The sequence below is a fragment of the Pseudomonas sp. Sample_9 genome (assembly GCF_004307535.1).
Lineage (GTDB): Bacteria > Pseudomonadota > Gammaproteobacteria > Pseudomonadales > Pseudomonadaceae > Aquipseudomonas > Aquipseudomonas mercuritolerans.
Window position 1 is genome coordinate 21,293 of sequence record NZ_RAZO01000314.1, and the last position, 16,976, is coordinate 38,268.

A 16,976-nucleotide genomic window follows, 5' to 3' on the forward strand; every position below is an offset into this window, starting at 1 on the left:
CGTCACGGGAGCGAGGAAGTCCCTGGCTGCGGTTCAAGGCGTCCAGGCTGTTGCGAGTCATCAGCGAAAGCTCGCAGGAGGTCGATTTCACGGCGCGTCAACTCGAGCCGTCTCTGTCGACGCAATGCGTGGACAGCTCTGGCCAGTGCTTTCAATTCCAGCTCGTACTGATTCTCGGTGAGTTCCCCCCGTTCGAGTCGTTCCTTCAGTTCGCCGCCAACCTGTTGCAGCTCTTCGATCTCGACATCGATCGCCTCCATTTCCTGCGGATAGCGTTCTTGCAAATAAGCGATCCAGTAATCGCGCTCGCCCATGTTCGCCGGCAGTTCATCAGTCTGCTCCGCCTCCAGTACCCAAATGCGAACTTGCGCCAGGACCTCATCGGTCAATGGACGTGCGTATAACATATGGGAGGGTTGCCCCGGCAGGTCCAGTCCATCACCCCAGCCACGGGTCAAATCGATGCGCGATTGCAGGCGAACCTCGGCACGATCCTGGCCCTTCGCCAAGACTTCGGCAAAGATCTCGACCCACTCCAGACGAAACAACTGTCGGGACACTTGCCATAATGCCCGGCCCCTGGCCATCGTTCGGCTGACAGGTATTCCCTGCAATGTGCGATAGACCCAAACCCGCACCTGCATGTCACTGAACGTAAGAATCCGCCCGTCCGGACAGGTGCCGTGCGTTTCTGCATCGTTGAACAGCGAGTCGCGCAGTTCGGTATTTTCGGTAGCCGCCTCCATGACTTGCCACACTCTGTGGGTGAGATCGGCCGGCACACGCCTGAACTCCTCGGTGTCACGCAGCAAACGCAGTAACTGAAAGAACCGCTGGTGATTCGGCTCAAGCGCCAATTGCGTCCAGATCGAGCGTCGTTGCACCGCCAGTGCCAAGTCACTGTCCATCAGCCAGGGATCGCGAGATTCCGGCGCGATGTCATTGGCCGGATCAAAAATCGCTTCAGACGGCTGCACGCCTGCATATGGATCGGGGGCGACGGCATTGTTACCTGCCCCCTCCACTGCGCCTGGCGGCTGCGGTTGATCGGGCCCGATAACATGTCTATCGATCAATTCGTCGATGGATTCTTGTGAAAGCTGCATCACATAAGGGGCTGCGCGCTCGCGGGCGTAGCGCCGCAGATCCAGCAAGGCAGTCAGGGACAGGCGTGCATTCGCGGACAAGTCAGTCCCTTGCAGCAGACGCTCGTGATTGCCGTTGAACAGCTCACCAGGAAGGTCCACGATCCGGTTGTTGTGCAGATTCAAACCGCGTAAATGAGCGGCCTGTTGAGCTCCGGCCGGCCATTCGCTCAGGTGGTTGGTGCGTAGATCCAGAAGCTGCAAGGCACTGAAGTCCGGTGGGTTGAATACACGAAGCTGGTTATACCCGACGTCAAGCATGTGTAGACGCCCGCGCCCCAGCAACGGGTAGAAGCTGGTCGCACTCTGGAGATTGCAATGCTGCATTCGCAGATGCTGCAGATGCCGCATCCGCAACACCGGGCCGGGCAATGCACCCAGCTCATTGCCACTGAGCAGCAAGGTACGAAGGTCCTGAAAGGCGTTGAGAAAGCCGTCGGAGCCCCGCGTGGACAGGCCCACGCGGCTCAGGTCCAGCGTTGTCACCGCTGGAAACTGCACGGGCAGTTCAGGCAAGTCGCCGATTCGCAGATCTGCAAGCTCAAGTTCCCGTACCACGCTGCCACTGGCTTCAGTCAGTCCGCCAAGCCACGCGTCCCTGATCAGCCGCCCCGCAGAGGATCGTCTACCAGCCGTGATCGGGCCATCGGCCGTTGGAATCTCGCGGTTGTACAACCAGCCATTGAGTCGTCGAATCAACGCCTCACAGCTGCGATGCCATTCGGTAATCCGGGCTTCGATTTGCGCATCGCTCAATCCCGAAGCCTGCAGATGCTGCACATTCAGTTCAGCCTGCTGCCGCGGCATGAGCTGATTCAATCGTTGCACATGCAGCGAAGTTCCGCTCTGAGCCGGATTGACCAGCGCCTCTTCAGGCAGCGGCAACAGCAGTTCGATGAACGACCAACCGCTTTCGGCCGGCGGGAAAGTGTCCGGCACACGTTGCGCTGCGAACTGCGCCAACGTGCCCTGTTCCAAAGCCTTTTGCTGCTCGATTCGCTGAAATGCCGCGTCCAGGCTCGCTTGCCCCTCGGGACTGAAACGGTTGCCCGTCAGGTTGCTCCTCATCAGCACATCGGGGTGGGACAAGACTGGCTCTGGCAGGGAGGCGATCCGGTTGTCGCGCAGATCGAGCCAGGACAAACGCGCGAGGCGTTCGGCGCCGAGGGGCCAGGTTTGCAACGAAGTCGATCTCAGGTTCAACGCCCGCAATCGGCTCAACGTGCTGACGTCGACGGCATGCAGCGGGTTATCACGCAGATTCAACCATCGGACTTGCTGCAAGCCGCTCAGTTGCCTCTGTACCCCAGGCGTTACGACGATGGCATTGTCTGATGCATCAAGGTTCTTCAGCGCACGCAGATCGTCCGCCGCAAAGGGCAGTTCGGTAAAGCGGTTGCCGCTGATTTCAAGGCTTTCGACGTGACTGAATGCACGGAGAAACCCGCGTGCCTGGTCGATGGGGACATCCAGCAGCCGCAAACGGACAGTACGGACATGGGCAAAGCTGCCGGCTGGCAGTTGCGGCAATTCGCGAAAGCGCTCTGCCGCCGGCAGCGCTTCGCTGCTCGATCGTGGGCCAGGCAGCTCGAACCTGTCCACGTTCGCAGTCAGCCCGTAACGCTGGCGCAGCGTGCCATACCAATTGGTTTTCAGCGCCCGGAGGACTTCGGCATCAGGTCCGGTTGCCCAGCGGCTTCTGACTGTCGAGTAGCGTGTGCCATGCCTGAGTGTCGGTGTGTAGAACTGCGCAAAGATTGCCTCATGCTCGGCCCTGATACTCTCGATCGCTGTCACCCGCGCTTGCGGCGTTGCCAGAGCGGTATAAAAAGCTTCGGGCAAAAGATCGACGAAGCCCGACGCCGGGGCCATGGTGTCCAGTTCGGCACGGCAAAATCCACGGACCATTTGATGCAGGTCGAGCAAATGGCCGAACGGGCCGGAATACTGGCTGACGTAGTCGTAAGCACGCCGAAACGTGGTCGGTGTGACCCTCGCCCAATTCAACGACAGGCCGGCCCAGAGTTGCTCGTGTCCGTGGTACAGCGACTCGGGCAAGGTTTCAATCAAGGTGTGGGTCAGGTCCAGGCGTCCAAGCCGCGGCAGCCGCTCGACATACGCCGGCCACCGCCACAAGGCATTCGGGGCGTCAATGCGCAAACTGCGCAAATGCGTCAGCGTGCTCAGTTCAAGATCATTCAGAGTGCTTGCATCGGCTCCCGAATAGTTGATATGCAGCGTTTCCAGTAAGGTCAGTGTCCGCAGCCTCTGTGCAAAGGTGGGCGCGAGAAACGGCGCGTCGGTAACGAAGCGCAGTTGAGTCAATCCGGTCATCTGGCCAAGTGCTTGCGGCACGGTCGTGAGTGATCGGCCAGCAACGGTAAAGACACGTGGATCCCTCACCTCGCCAATCTGCAGGTCAGTGACGTTCGGAAACGCCGCCAGCAAACCATCGACATTGGCATCCGTGAGGCCAATGCCGCTCACTGCCAGTTCACGCACATGGGGAAAACGAGTACTCAACGCGGGGACAGACGCATCACAGACCAGTGACAGGCGGGCCACATCGGCAACCCGGCCGGCCAACGGGCCATTGCGCCACGCCTCTCTCAAAGTCCGCGCCAATCGCGCCCTGTGCTCGGCAGTCTGGCTGCTGCCTGGGACCGCCTGCCATCGCTCGAGTGTGACATTGAGCGACTCCCATTCCCGACGGCGCAACTCCAGCTCCTGATAAATCTGCGCATCGCTGCGGCCTCGCTGTCGAGCAAGAAAGGCAGCTGCCTGTCGCGGCAACGGATACAACTGCGCCACGCGCATTTCGAGCGAAGTGCTCCAGCCTCCACCTCGCCCACTCGCGTAATAGCCCGTCATCCTGGCCCGAACCCGTACTGGCGGTTTGAACCATTTGGCTCGCGGTGCCAGCATGTGCAGAGCTTCGCGCCAATGCACGCGGGCCGACAGGATAATCTGGTGCTGCAGCTCACCGCCTTTGCTGCCCTCGTACAGGCCCAGTGCCGCACGCATGTCATCAGGCAACGCATACATGAGCGAACGATAGAAACTGTCTTCCACCCTGGAAATTCTGTTGAGCACCTGCGCCTGAGCATTGAATGCCTGGTAGAAAGGTCCGTTCTTGACCAGATAGCGTTTTACCGGCGCCGAAGGCTCACCGACACTGTCAAGCAATGCGCCGGTCGTACTGCCTTCACGAATCTCCAGACGCAACGTTGGCGACCATTCAGGCAATCGCTCCAAGGCAAACAACGCCAGCCGTCGACTGTCGGCCGAGGCAAGGTTTTCGCTGTGCAGGCCGGCAAAGGCGCGCGTCTGGCGCCCCCGGCGAACATGCCAGCGCGCCTCTTCGAGCAGTTTCAACGGCGAACGCCCGGTGTGATCCATGCGGGCCAGCTCCGCTGCCGTGGCATGACCGAGCACGTCCTGTGCGGCGGCATTGCTCAGCCCGGGGCACTCACGTTGCAGGATCCGCGCGCGCAGACTCAGCGGCTCGGTGCCGCGGTAGAGGCTGTCGAAAATCGCCGACTGACGGGTGTATGCAAACTCGGCAAGCAAGCGCATGAACTCATCCGGCCTTGCCGGCCGGAACTGCGCGGCCCTGCTGCCCAGAAGCCGAATGACTTCGTTTTCCTCCAGCGCTGCCACAATCCGCGCCGGCATTTCGCCGTTCAATACCTGAGCGCGGCTGATGCGGATCACGGGTTTGCGTTCAATCCCCGGCAACACATTTTCCAGGCCATATTGAATCGACTGCTCAGTCTCCTGCGCCCCGGCGAAAATCTCCAGTACTCGGCCATGCGGCCAGCGTGGCAGTTCCGTCACCAGCGGCAGCGCATGCAGATAACGCTCGTCAATCGCTCGGGCACCACGCAATTGCTCGATCATCTGTCGGGCCGCGGCATCGGCTTCGAACAGCTGCATGGCATCGCGCAATTCGGGCGGCGGCGGTAGATGATCCATGTGCATCTGGCGCAACGTGCTGTCACTGACGCCGCTGATATCACCCAGCATCAGCAATCTGTCATCGGAGAAGCCGTCAGTGCTATGGCCCATGCGCCGTAGCAGCTCCAGTCGCTGCCATGTCATCGGCTGCTCCGATACCAGTCGCCAGGCGCCGTGGCCGTTATGGGCGAGCGCCGGCCTGTAGGCGTTGCGCTCGGTGGGGTGTTTCAGACGCCATTGCCCGGTCGAGCGATCGAAGACCTGCACGTAGATTTCACCGCCCAGACGAATGCAGGTCTTGCCGTCAATCCGGTACTGCCCCATGTGATTGGGCACCGCGGCCTGGGCGAGTGCGATGTCGTGCTCATAACCGGTGAAGTCAGGCTTCCACAGGCGTGTCCGGCCGTTGGGTAACGTTACTGGCTGCAGTTGCTCGATGACCGGTTCCGGTCTGACGGCATTGATTTTATTGAACACCACGCCACCGCCGGCCATAACGGCAATCTGGGCCAGGTTTTCGGCGACATCCAGCAGATGCTCCTTGGCCGCGTGCCTGTCGCCCTCGCTCCATTCGACGACGCCTTCGATGGTTTCATAAAGCAGTTGCCCGACCATCACCACCATCATGATCTCACCGATTACCGGCACGAACATCGAGGCCACATTCAAGGCCAGCAGTCCGAGCTGCTCCAGGCCGGCGAGTTTGGCATCACGCGCCTTGGCATCGATGTCACGAGTCGGCACCGCATGCGCGCGGGCGTCAGCGATCACCTTGTCCCGGTGCTTCTCGTAGAGGTATTGCCACAGGTCGTTGTTGGGTTGCCAGGGATACACTTGCCGGTGCGGCATCAACGAAGCGGCAACGTAGGGGTCTGGCTCCGGCTGCATTTTTGGAGGCTTGGCAGAGACTTTCCAGATGTCGGAAAAAATCGGCGACGTCTGCAGCACCGTCCGCCAGACCGATGACAGCCAATCGGACCAGGGGTCGGCTGATTTTACGAATTGGCTGAAGTAATAAGCACGCTTCTCATAAGGCATGAACTGGCTGAAGAACCGCTGATAGGCGGTAGGCTCAGCGGTTTTTGCCTGATGCGCAGGGCGGGCACTGAGCAACCGTTTGAAAGTGTCGCTCATCTGCGTACCGGTATAGCGTTTGAGCGGATGTTCGGGATCATTGGGCACATAGAGAATGACCGCTTCGACCGACTGATATTTTTCCGCGATGGTGAATGCCACGCAGCCGACCAGTCGGTGCTGCATCAGGCCCATGTCGTGGAACCACACCGGTTTGTTGTCCACCCGGGGACGTCTTTCGCCGTTGAGCACGGAAACAATCATTGCGTGATCCTGCGGGCGGATTTCCTTGGTCAATAAAGCCCGCTCGGCCGCTGCGCGCATGGCAGCTTTCTGACTGGCAATGAAGTCGCGGCGCAAGGTTTCTTGCGCCTTCGGATCGGCGGGATGGAAAAAAGTCTTGAGGTAAGCCTGATATTTCGTACCGATGTCCAGGTCACGACACAGGCTGAGAAAGTTTCTCACCGACACGTTTACCGGCACCGACTTGTAAGTGCCGGCTGTTGCGGTTTCGATGACAAAACCGGAGCTGCCGTGAAACGCGCCGAACACGCATTCGTCACTTTCAAAATTGTGCAGCGCCGCCTGCAGCATAGGCAGCGTCAGGGCTTCGACCGTGCCAAATTCCACAGAAATGATTCCCGCGCGTACCGCACGCCTGAGGGATAGCAGGGTCTTGTCGACATCAACCTCAACCTGAAAACGGGACTTCAAGGCCTGCAACAGTATCGGTCGGGCAAACGCATCGATGTCCTTGAAGCCGGACATCGTTTTGTCCAACCGCATCTGAGCCCTGAAGCTGCTTCGGAAACTGGCATGCAGCACCTGACGTTGCCGGGCTGTGGCTCTGGCGTACCAGGCAGGCATGAGCGGACGCGCCTGCTTGAATTCAGCCTTGCGTTGCGCCGAAGCGCCAATCAGCCACTGCGGCACTGCGGTTTCCAGGAAAGGCCCGTGGATACTATCCGTCGCCGAAGGCTGGATCGGTCGGTCAGCAGTTCGCGAATCGAGGGAATCTGGGGACATACATCGCTCCTGTAAATGGAGCGACAGCACATCACCTGTGCCCGACCGGGCAGCGGTACATAGTTATAGCGGCTGGCAATTGTTGTAACGGCGTATCTGGCGCAGCGTGTTCAGGCATCTGCGCACTGTTTGACTATGCTTGTGGGGCACGACATCGAGCAGAGGGATTTATGGACGATCCAGTCGACAACAAACCGCCGAGCTTCTGGCAAATGCTGCACAGCGTCATGGCTGCAGCGTTCGGCGTGCAAAGCGGCAAGAACCGGGAACGGGACTTCACCCACGGTAAACCCAGCCACTTCGTGATTCTGGGCGTTTTGTTCACGGCAGTGTTTGGCCTGACGCTGTTTGCCATCGTCAAGCTGGTGCTGCATTTCGCGGGCGTCTGAAGGCTTCCGTCAGATAACCGGGCATGGTATGGCGAGCCAGTAATCCGGGCCGGAAAGCGGGCCCGGAATGTCGTCTACTGATGGCTTACCCAGAAGACCGCTGTCCCTACAACGAGAATGATCAGGAACAAAATGGCCCACGCATCGACGCTGCTGTCGCTTTTTCTGGCTTTGGTCGGGTTGCTCATTGCATCGCCTCTTGTCGGTTTTATCGGTGATTGCACAAAGACTCGATCACAGTTAAGACGATGATTGTCCGCACGACAAATGTGGAATAGATGACAGGCGTTCGCGTTAGGCGATTTGGTTCTTTACATATACTCAAACATCACTTTTGCGCATAACTGCAAACGGGTATATTGCCCCGGCTCCGTGACGGAGTGCGCGGCCGTGCGCGCAGAATTGCAGAGGCAACATCGGACTCCAGCAAGCGAAAACGCAGCGTTTTCCGAGTAGCCCAAGCCTGAGAACAGGACTTATATGTACGTATACGACGAGTACGATCAGCGGATCATCGAGGACCGCGTCAAGCAGTTCCGTGATCAGACCCGACGCTATCTGGCAGGTGAGCTGAGCGAAGAAGAATTCCGCCCCCTGCGCCTGCAAAATGGCCTGTACATCCAGCGCTTCGCGCCGATGCTGCGCGTGGCGGTGCCTTACGGCCAGCTGACTTCGCGTCAGGTGCGCATGATGGCGAAAATCGCCCGCGACTACGACAAGGGCTACGCCCACATCAGTACGCGGCAGAACGTGCAGTTCAACTGGCCGGCGGTGGAAGACATCCCGGACATTCTCGCTGAACTGGCCACCGTGCAGATGCACGCGATCCAGACCAGCGGCAACTGCCTGCGCAACGTCACCACCGACCAGTTCGCCGGTGTCGCTGCCGACGAAGTCATCGACCCGCGTCCATGGTGCGAAATTGTCCGTCAGTGGACCACGTTCCACCCGGAATTCGCTTACCTGCCGCGCAAATTCAAGATCGCCGTCAACGGCTCGACCAGTGACCGTGCGGCCATTGAAGTTCACGATATCGGCCTGGAACCTGTCTACAACGCCGCTGGCGAGCTGGGCTTCCGCGTGCTGGTCGGCGGTGGCCTCGGTCGTACGCCGGTGGTGGGCGCATTCATCAATGAATTCCTGCCTTGGCAAGACCTGCTGAGCTATCTCGACGCCATCCTGCGTGTGTACAACCGCTACGGCCGTCGCGACAACAAATACAAGGCGCGGATCAAGATCCTCGTCAAGGCGCTCACGCCTGAAGTGTTCGCGCAGAAAGTCGATGCGGAAATGGAGCACCTGCGCGGTGGCCAGACCACGCTGACCGAAGCCGAACTGCATCGCGTCGCCAAGCACTTCGTCGATCCGGACTACAAGACCCTCGACAATCAGACCGCACAACTGGCCGATCTGGACAAAGAGCACCCGGGGTTCGCTCGCTGGCGCAGCCGCAACACCCTGGCGCACAAAAAGCCGGGCTATGTGGCTGTGACGCTGTCGTTGAAGCCGACCGGTGTTGCCCCGGGCGACATTACCGACAAACAGCTCGACGCCGTCGCCGATCTGGCCGACCGCTACAGCTTCGGTCAACTGCGCACCTCCCACGAGCAGAACATCATTCTTGCCGATGTCGAGCAGAGCCAATTGTTCACCCTGTGGGGCGAGTTGCGTGAAGGCGGTTTCGCCACGCCGAACATCGGCCTGCTGACCGACATCATCTGCTGCCCGGGCGGTGACTTCTGCTCACTGGCCAACGCCAAGTCGATCCCGATTGCCGAATCGATCCAGCGTCGCTTCGACGATCTGGATTACCTGTTCGACATCGGCGAGCTGGACCTGAACATCTCCGGTTGCATGAACGCCTGCGGTCATCACCACGTTGGCCACATCGGCATTCTCGGCGTGGACAAGAAAGGCGAAGAGTTCTATCAGGTTTCCCTCGGTGGCAGCGCCAGCCGTGACGCGAGCCTGGGCAAGATCCTCGGCCCGTCCTTCGCACAGGAAGCCATGCCTGACGTGATCTCGAAGCTGATCGACGTGTACGTTGAACAACGCACCGAAGACGAGCGCTTCATCGACACTTATCAGCGTATTGGCATCGACCTCTTCAAGGAACGCGTCTATGCAGCGAATCATTAAGAACAACGAAGTCGTCGACGAGACCTGGCACCTGTTGCCCAAGGATTTCAATATCGACGAGATCAGCAACTGCGACGACTTGATCGTGCCGCTGAACCTGTGGCGCGAACACAGCCGCATGCTCTTGGCCCGCGATGGTGGCCTGGGTGTGTGGCTGGATGCTGATGAAGAGGCCGAGGAAATCGGTGAGGACGTCGCCAGGTTCCAGGTGATCGCCCTGAACTTCCCGGCGTTTACCGACGGCCGTAACTACTCCAATGCCCGTCTGCTGCGTGACCGTTATGGTTTCAAAGGCGAACTGCGGGCCATTGGCGACGTGCTGCGCGACCAGCTGTTTTACATGCACCGCTGTGGTTTTGATGCCTTTGCCATTCGCGCGGATAAAGACCCGTACGAAGCACTGGAAGGTCTCAAGGACTTCTCGGTGACTTATCAGGCTGCCGCTGACGAACCACTGCCGCTGTTCCGTCGCCGCTAAGCGTCGGACGTTGTTGCAGATATAAAAACGCCGGTCATGTGACCGGCGTTTTTTATGCCTGCGGTTTACCAGAAGCGTTGCTGAGTGAGGCGACTCCACCAGCTCAACAGCACGCGGTCTACCGAACCGCTGGCGGCCATGCCGATGCGTTCCTGCAGGCTTTTGCGCTCGGCGTAGTGCAGATGATAGACCTCGGCCTGTTTGGCCTTCTGTGCCAGGTATTCATCGCTGGTCTTCAGTTCGTCCACCAGTTGGTTTTCCAGCGCAGCGATACCGAGCCACACCTCACCGGTAGCCACCTCATCGATCGCCAGTTGCGGGCGATAACGGGCGACGAAGTTTTTGAACAAGCGATGGGTGATGTCGAGATCTTCCTGGAATTTTTCGCGACCCTTTTCGGTGTTTTCGCCAAACACGGTCAGAGTGCGCTTGTACTCACCGGCGGTCAGCACTTCAAAGTCGATGTCATGCTTCTTCAAAAGGCGATTGACGTTGGGCAATTGCGCGACCACGCCGATCGAACCGAGGATGGCGAACGGAGCGCTGATGATCTTGTCGCCGATGCACGCCATCATGTAACCGCCGCTGGCCGCGACCTTGTCGATGCACACGGTCAGTGGCACGCCCGCATCACGGATTCGCGCCAGCTGCGACGACGCCAGACCGTAGCTGTGCACCATGCCGCCGCCACTTTCCAGACGCAGAACCACTTCGTCTTTCGGCGTGGCCAGGGTCAGCAGCGCGGTGATCTCGTGGCGCAAGCTCTCGGTGGCGGAAGCCTTGATATCGCCATCGAAGTCGAGCACGAATACCCGAGACTTGGTCTCAGGCTTGTTCTTTTGCTTCTTCGCGCTTTTTTCGGTTTTCGCTTCGCCCTTGCGCAATGCCTTGAGCTGATCCTTGTCGAGCAGGGTCTGCTCCAGGCGTTCACGCAGGCCCTTGTAGAAATCGTTGAGCTTGCTGACTTGCAACTGACCCGCCGATTTGCGCCGGCCCTTGCTGCGCAATGCGGCAAAACTGGCAAGCACCACCAGAATGGCGATCACCAAAGTAACGGTCTTGGCCAGGAAGCTGGCGTATTCGGTGAAAAAATCCACAGAGACTCCTCAAAGCAATGCGTGACGGTGTATTACACGCGGAATGACTCCAGCATACCCATGCGCTGGCTCATCGGCCAGCCGTGAAACCTCTGGCAACACGCCTGTAACGGGCATTTCAAACAAGCGTATGTTTTTTCATTGACAGCCTTACGCCATCCTCATAACCTCGCCTGACCTTCAACGTACCGGGACGACGCGGACGTGGGCAGCATCTACTTGATACGACATGGCCAGGCCTCCTTTGGTGCAGACGATTACGACGTGCTGTCGCCGACCGGTGTGCGTCAGGCAGAAATTCTCGGCCAGCACCTCGCCGACCTCGGTATCAGCTTCGATCGTTGCCTTGCCGGTGACCTGCGTCGTCAACAGCACACCGCCACCAGTGCACTGGAGCAATTCAGCGCCAGAGGCCTGCCGGTTCCGGTCCTCGAAACCGATTCCGCCTTCAACGAATTCGATGCCGATGCGGTGATCCGCGCTCTGCTCCCGGCCATGTTGCCGGAAGAGCCGGAAGCCCTCGACATCCTGCGCAACGCCGCGCAGAACCGCGGTGAATTCCAGCGCATCTTCGCCCTGATCGTCGAGCGCTGGCTTGCTGGCACCTACGACACACCCGGACTGGAAAGCTGGCTGGGTTTCGTCGAACGGGTTCAGGCCGGGCTGCACCGCATCCTCGACCTGGCGGAAAAGAACCAGAAAATCGCCGTGTTCACCTCCGGCGGCACCATCACTGCCCTGCTCCACCTGATTACGCAAATGCCTGCCAGACAGGCCTTTGAATTGAACTGGCAAATCGTCAACACCTCGCTCAACCAATTGAAGTTTCGTGGTCGCGAGGTGGCTCTGGCTTCCTTCAACAGTCACGCACACCTGCAACTGCTGAAGGCCCCGGAACTCATCACTTTTCGCTGAGTCCGGCTTACTGTGACCCTGGCTGTAACCACCCAGCTCCCATGACCAAGAAAGGATCGAACCATGACCTCCGTAGCTGATGCCGTAAAAGCAATGCAAGCCAAGTTCAACCCAGCCGCCGCTGCCGGTCTGGACCTGGTCTTCGGTTTCAACATCACCGACGAAGACAAGCAATACGCACTGATCGTCAAAGACGGCACCTGCGACATCCAGGAAGGCGAAAACCCGGACGCCAACTGCACGCTGGTGCTGGACAGCCAGACCCTGAAAGACATCGTCAGCGGCGAAACCGACGGCATGCAGGCCTTCATGGGCGGCAAGCTGCGCGTTGAAGGCGACATGATGCTGTCGATGAAACTGTCCGAGCTGTTCCCTTCGTAAGAAGCTTCTTGGTAAAACACAAATCCCGCTTATTGGCGGGATTTGTCGTTTCAACCATTGAAGAAATGGCAACGTGAGTTAACGCTTGGCTGAAGCCGTCCCATCAAGCTCTTTTTTTACCTGAAGGTATGCCGCCTCTTCATCACTTTTTTCGATCAGATTCGAAGCCATCGAGCGGGGCAAGAGTTTCTTTTCTGTCACGTCCCAATCGATCGTAACGACCACGGTCTTGTTTGCAAACGTGATGAAAAGCCAATAGGAATCCACCGGCCTGTCAGGCTCGGCAAATGAACTATAGGCATACCGTATCTGGCGGTGCAGGTCCGGCGTATTCAGAATGAGGTCTTCGGTGTCCAACTTCGGAAACTGTCGCTCTACAGCGAATAACGCTTCTGTCAAGAGAACATCATTCTCAATATGTCGCAAACTTTCAGGCCTATTGCGCAGCATGGTCACTGGGCTCTCTTCAGGCGGAGTACCCATGAGACGCGGGCGATACATACCTGAACTGAACCACCGGCTGGCGTCGAAACGGTTTTCTTCCGGACTCCACGGACCGTAATACATAATCACCCGGGGGTGACTCTCTGGTTCTTTTGCATGAACAAGATTGCCGGTGAAGCAAGCGGAAACCAGCAGAGCACACGAAAACCAGTGGTTACCCAATAGGTTCGCAGCCTTCATTTCAATTTTGCCATGGTGAACTTCCTTGTCTGCGATAAAGCGGGGAATTTACCGGGCCAACACAGTGCCTGGAAGTAGCTTTTCGCTAGGTGTCCCGCGCCCGAGCCGCCGCGACGAATCCTTGCAGCGACTCTGAAGATCTCTACCGATACGATCAACCCTCCTACAACAACCGCGTATCCAGCCCAAACCGCTCTTGCGAAACCATCCTGAACTGACCTTCCGCCAGATCGCAACTCACCAGCAAATTCCACGAGTGTCGGGTGGCCACCGAAGGCACCAGAACAAATGGATGTTCAGCCAACAGTGCATCGGCAAACTTTCGCTGGTTGGGCGAGGTTTTGATCGGGGTGAGCCAATGGGGATTGGGCACATCTTCCGGTTGCACGATTCTGACGCTGGCGTCGTGGGTGATTTCAAAACAGGTCAACACATAGGGCTCCTGATCAAGCGCATCGAAGCTGCCATGGGCGGCCACCTCCAGTATCGCCGTGGACGGGGCGACCGACGCATAAACGACTCTCCGACCGGGGGTGTTCCAGCGACCGCCGTCCCGTTTCGACCCCAGGCCGCTGTCCCAGGTCTCGCTGTACACGATCCAGCCGCCAGGCGTACCAGCGATCATCCCAGGGCAAGGGATTCATTGATAAACCCCGTATTTGATCTGGTTCAGATACTCCTCCACCATCCTGAAGCCCAGCGCATGTCCAACCAGATCGAGCGGCACATAACCGTAGAAGTAAGTAGCGCGTTGCTCCAGCCATGATTCGGCCTTGGCCTGACGCCCGAATACTTCGATGGCCAGTTCCAGCGCAGCGGCATATTGGTAGGCGATCACGCTCTGCGGCGTGTCCAGGCGCACCGACGCGCCTTCCTTGAGCAGACGTCGCACGGTTCTTACGGATCTGCCGGTGATGCGTTTGACTATCTCGCCCTGTTGGTACAGCTCGGAGGTTGCGATCATGTTCACCACATCAAGCAGCTCAAATCCTTCGCTTGTGCAGCGCAGGATGAGCATCGGATCGTCGCCGGTGTCCTGCCCACGCAACAGCAACTCCAGAGGTTTGCCCTCGAGCTTCTTCAAGCCCGTGAGCCGCGGCACTTTGGCGCTCGGCATGGCAACGTCCTCCGAGGGACACCTGGCGCGATCGTCGCGCCAATAATGGCGAGGCGAGTAAGCAGGCGTATGGCTTTCAATCAGTGGGATTCGCATATTCCATCCTTTGTCCACGTCCAGAGCGATCTGTGCGCTCGATGACTTCAATGTCAGGACTGATGCTATAGACCCGGCGTCCGACGACCAACCTGAAAAAGTCGTCAGAAATATCCACATATCTGATCGAAACGCTCCTGTTTCCGTAGGACTTAAACGGAAATTCCGGCGACTGACCGACGCCTTGCCTGACACAACCTTGACCTCGGTCAGCTGTGTACGTGCAAGCACTGCGTACTCTTGCTGCTCCATCGACAGCCAAGGAAGGCTCACCGGGAGCCTGCGGCCGATCTCACTCAAGGAAGAATCCCCATGCAATCGCTCAAGATCATCCTGCTGGCGTCAGCGTTCAACGGCCTGACGCAAAGGGCCTGGCTGGAACTGCGTCAGGCCGGACACTCGCCCAGCGTGGTGCTGTTTACCGTCGCATCTGCGGTATGTGAACAGATCGAGCACAGCGGCGCCGATCTGGTGATCTGCCCGTTCCTCAAGGATCGCGTGCCACAGGCGCTGTGGAGCGATTCCCGGCGTCCGGTGGTAATCATTCATCCCGGCATCGTTGGCGACCGGGGCGCGAGTGCGCTGGACTGGGCGATCACTAACGAACTCTCGGTCTGGGGTGTCACCGCGCTGCAAGCGGTCGAGGAAATGGACGCCGGCCCAGTGTGGGCGACGTGCGAATTCAATCTGCCGGCGGGCTTGCGCAAATCCGAGCTGTACAACGGCCGGGTCAGCGACGCGGCGATGGTGTGCATCCACGAGGTGGTGGAAAAATTCGTCGAAGGGTTTCAGCCGGTCGAGCTCGATTACACCCACCCCAGCGTGCGTGGCCGTCTGCAACCGAACATGAGACAGGCTGATCGCAGTTTCAGCTGGCACGATTGCGCGCGCTTCATCAAGCGCTGCATAGACGCCGCCGACGGCCAACCCGGCGTACTGGCGAGTCTGGCTGGCGGGCAGTATTACCTGTATGACGCGCACCTTGATTCGCGCAGCGGGATGCCCGGCCAGATTCTTGCGGTACATGGCGACGCCGTGCTGGTGGCTGCCGGCGACCAGAGCCTGTGGATCGGCGCGCTGCGGCGCAAGCCTCAACCCGCTGAGGAAACCTTCAAGCGACCGGCGCGGCATGTGCTGGCCGGACTACTCAACCATGTGCCGGTGCTGGACTGGTCGATCGCCACACAGCCATTCAGCGACGAAGCGTATCAGCCGATTCGTTACCGTGAGTCCGGGCACGTCGGGGAACTGACGTTCGAGTTCTACAACGGCGCGATGAGCACCGAGCAATGCCAGCGTCTGGCCGCGGCGCTGCGCTGGGCCAAGGCTCGGGACACGCGAGTGCTGCTGATCAGGGGCGGTCGCGGTAGCTTTTCCAACGGCGTGCACCTGAACGTGATTCAAGCCGCGCAGGATCCCGGCGCCGAAGCCTGGGCGAATATTCAGGCAATCGACGACGTCTGCGCAGAAATGCTCAGCGCGCGGCAACTGGTGGTCAGCGGCGTGACAGGCAACGCCGGTGCGGGCGGTGTGATGCTGGCGCTGGCGGCGGACATCGTGTTCGCCCGCGCCGATATCGTGCTCAATCCGCACTACAAGAGCATGGGTCTGTATGGCTCTGAGTACTGGACCTACAGCCTGCCCCGCGCCGTCGGCCCGGCACTGGCCGAGCAGTTGACTCAGGCCTGTTTGCCGGTCAGTGCGATTGAAGCGTGGCAACTGGGGATGGTTCAGGAGATCGGCCCACGCTGCCCGGACGAGTTTTCCCTGTGGCTGCTGCAACGAGCGAACAGCGTGCTGAGCGATCCGACTTATGCGCCGGTACGTGAGCGCAAATCGCGGATTGATCAGGCGTTGATCCATCGATGCCGAGAAGCTGAGCTGGAACAAATGCAGCAAGACATGCTGCATGACCGCAATCGCTTTGCTGACAGGTGTGAGCACTTCGTTTACAAGCGCAGGGTGTGTGGCACGCCGGCGCGCTTGGTAGAGGAGTGGGCGCGGGTGGGGTTGGTGGAGCAGACCGAGTTGGCCAGTTAGATTTCTGGTGACTGTTTGCCCCTCACCCTAGCCCTCTCCCCAAAGAGAGGGAACTGAACCGGGGATGTTCGGCACCTTCAGCGACCTGAATTCAAGCAGTGAATCCATGACCGACACGATTCCTGGAGGATGCATTACAAGGGGACAACCCAATCAGTTCCCTCTCCCTCCGGGAGAGGTCTAGGGAGAGGGACTTTTGACTTACAATGCGCCCCACCTCCAGAAATCGGCCCTGCCCCATGGACATCGACCTCGCTCGCACCTTCCTCGAAATCGTCCGTCACGGCAGTCTCGCCGCCGCCGCGCAGAAGCTGTTCGTCACACAAACCGCGATCACCGCGCGGGTGCAGAAACTCGAGAGCCAGTTGGGCAGTACGCTGTTTGTGCGCAATCGCGCCGGGGCGAAGTTGACGGCCAATGGCGAAGCGTTCGTGATCT

The 16,976-nt window shown here is 59.1% G+C and carries 11 protein-coding genes and 1 pseudogene; 7 read left to right on the forward strand and 5 right to left on the reverse strand.

Going from position 1 to position 16,976, the window contains the following annotated elements:
* Nucleotides 1–2: 2 nt before the first annotated feature.
* The gene (locus D6877_RS17340) at nt 3–7,202 is read right to left on the reverse strand and encodes a DUF6543 domain-containing protein (protein WP_130911568.1); all 7,200 of its coding nucleotides are present in this window, start codon (nt 7,200–7,202) and stop codon (nt 3–5) included.
* 170 nt (nt 7,203–7,372) lie between these two features.
* Between D6877_RS17340 and D6877_RS17345 the strand changes: the two genes are divergently transcribed.
* The 3 genes from D6877_RS17345 to D6877_RS17355 all read left to right on the forward strand — a co-directional run bounded on the left by D6877_RS17345 (nt 7,373) and on the right by D6877_RS17355 (nt 10,208).
* Nucleotides 7,373–7,591 carry a DUF2970 domain-containing protein gene (locus tag D6877_RS17345; RefSeq protein ID WP_130911569.1) on the forward strand — a complete coding sequence of 73 codons (219 nt, stop codon included), beginning with the start codon at nt 7,373–7,375 and terminating at the stop codon, nt 7,589–7,591.
* Between the two features lie 480 nt (nt 7,592–8,071).
* The gene (locus D6877_RS17350; RefSeq protein ID WP_130911570.1) at nt 8,072–9,730 is read left to right on the forward strand and encodes a nitrite/sulfite reductase; all 1,659 of its coding nucleotides are present in this window, start codon (nt 8,072–8,074) and stop codon (nt 9,728–9,730) included.
* Entirely contained in the window at nt 9,714–10,208 is a 495-nt protein-coding gene (locus D6877_RS17355; RefSeq protein WP_130911571.1) for a DUF934 domain-containing protein, read from the forward strand. Before D6877_RS17350 ends, D6877_RS17355 begins: the two co-directional genes overlap by 17 nt.
* Nucleotides 10,209–10,273: 65 nt before the next feature.
* On the opposite strand, the gene sohB is transcribed toward D6877_RS17355, so the two are convergent.
* Nucleotides 10,274–11,305 carry a protease SohB gene (sohB, locus tag D6877_RS17360; protein WP_016774479.1) on the reverse strand — a complete coding sequence of 344 codons (1,032 nt, stop codon included), beginning with the start codon at nt 11,303–11,305 and terminating at the stop codon, nt 10,274–10,276.
* Nucleotides 11,306–11,509: 204 nt separating this feature from the next.
* Between sohB and D6877_RS17365 the strand changes: the two genes are divergently transcribed.
* Together D6877_RS17365 and D6877_RS17370 are read left to right on the forward strand one after the other, a co-directional pair.
* A complete protein-coding gene (locus D6877_RS17365) occupies nt 11,510–12,220 on the forward strand; it encodes a histidine phosphatase family protein (RefSeq protein WP_016774478.1) in 711 nt (236 codons plus the stop codon).
* A gap of 63 nt (nt 12,221–12,283) precedes the next feature.
* Nucleotides 12,284–12,601 (forward strand): SCP2 sterol-binding domain-containing protein, encoded by a 318-nt coding sequence (locus tag D6877_RS17370; RefSeq protein WP_016774477.1) that lies wholly within the window; start codon nt 12,284–12,286, stop codon nt 12,599–12,601.
* Between the two features lie 78 nt (nt 12,602–12,679).
* On the opposite strand, the gene D6877_RS17375 is transcribed toward D6877_RS17370, so the two are convergent.
* The 3 genes and pseudogenes from D6877_RS17375 to D6877_RS30235 form a co-directional block, all read right to left on the reverse strand.
* The gene (locus D6877_RS17375; RefSeq protein ID WP_130911572.1) at nt 12,680–13,285 is read right to left on the reverse strand and encodes a hypothetical protein; all 606 of its coding nucleotides are present in this window, start codon (nt 13,283–13,285) and stop codon (nt 12,680–12,682) included.
* A gap of 163 nt (nt 13,286–13,448) precedes the next feature.
* Nucleotides 13,449–13,929: pseudogene (locus D6877_RS17380) on the reverse strand (RES domain-containing protein).
* The gene (locus D6877_RS30235; RefSeq protein ID WP_347233420.1) at nt 13,926–14,798 is read right to left on the reverse strand and encodes an MbcA/ParS/Xre antitoxin family protein; all 873 of its coding nucleotides are present in this window, start codon (nt 14,796–14,798) and stop codon (nt 13,926–13,928) included. Before D6877_RS30235 ends, D6877_RS17380 begins: the two are co-directional and overlap by 4 nt.
* 12 nt (nt 14,799–14,810) lie before the next feature.
* Between D6877_RS30235 and D6877_RS17390 the strand changes: the two genes are divergently transcribed.
* Both D6877_RS17390 and D6877_RS17395 read left to right on the forward strand, forming a co-directional pair.
* Nucleotides 14,811–16,538, forward strand: a complete 1,728-nt coding sequence (locus D6877_RS17390) for a hydrogenase maturation protein (protein ID WP_130911573.1) — start codon at nt 14,811–14,813, stop codon at nt 16,536–16,538.
* A 239-nt stretch (nt 16,539–16,777) separates the two neighbouring features.
* On the forward strand, nt 16,778–16,976 hold a 199-nt coding region (locus D6877_RS17395; protein ID WP_130911574.1), incomplete at its 3' end, for a LysR family transcriptional regulator.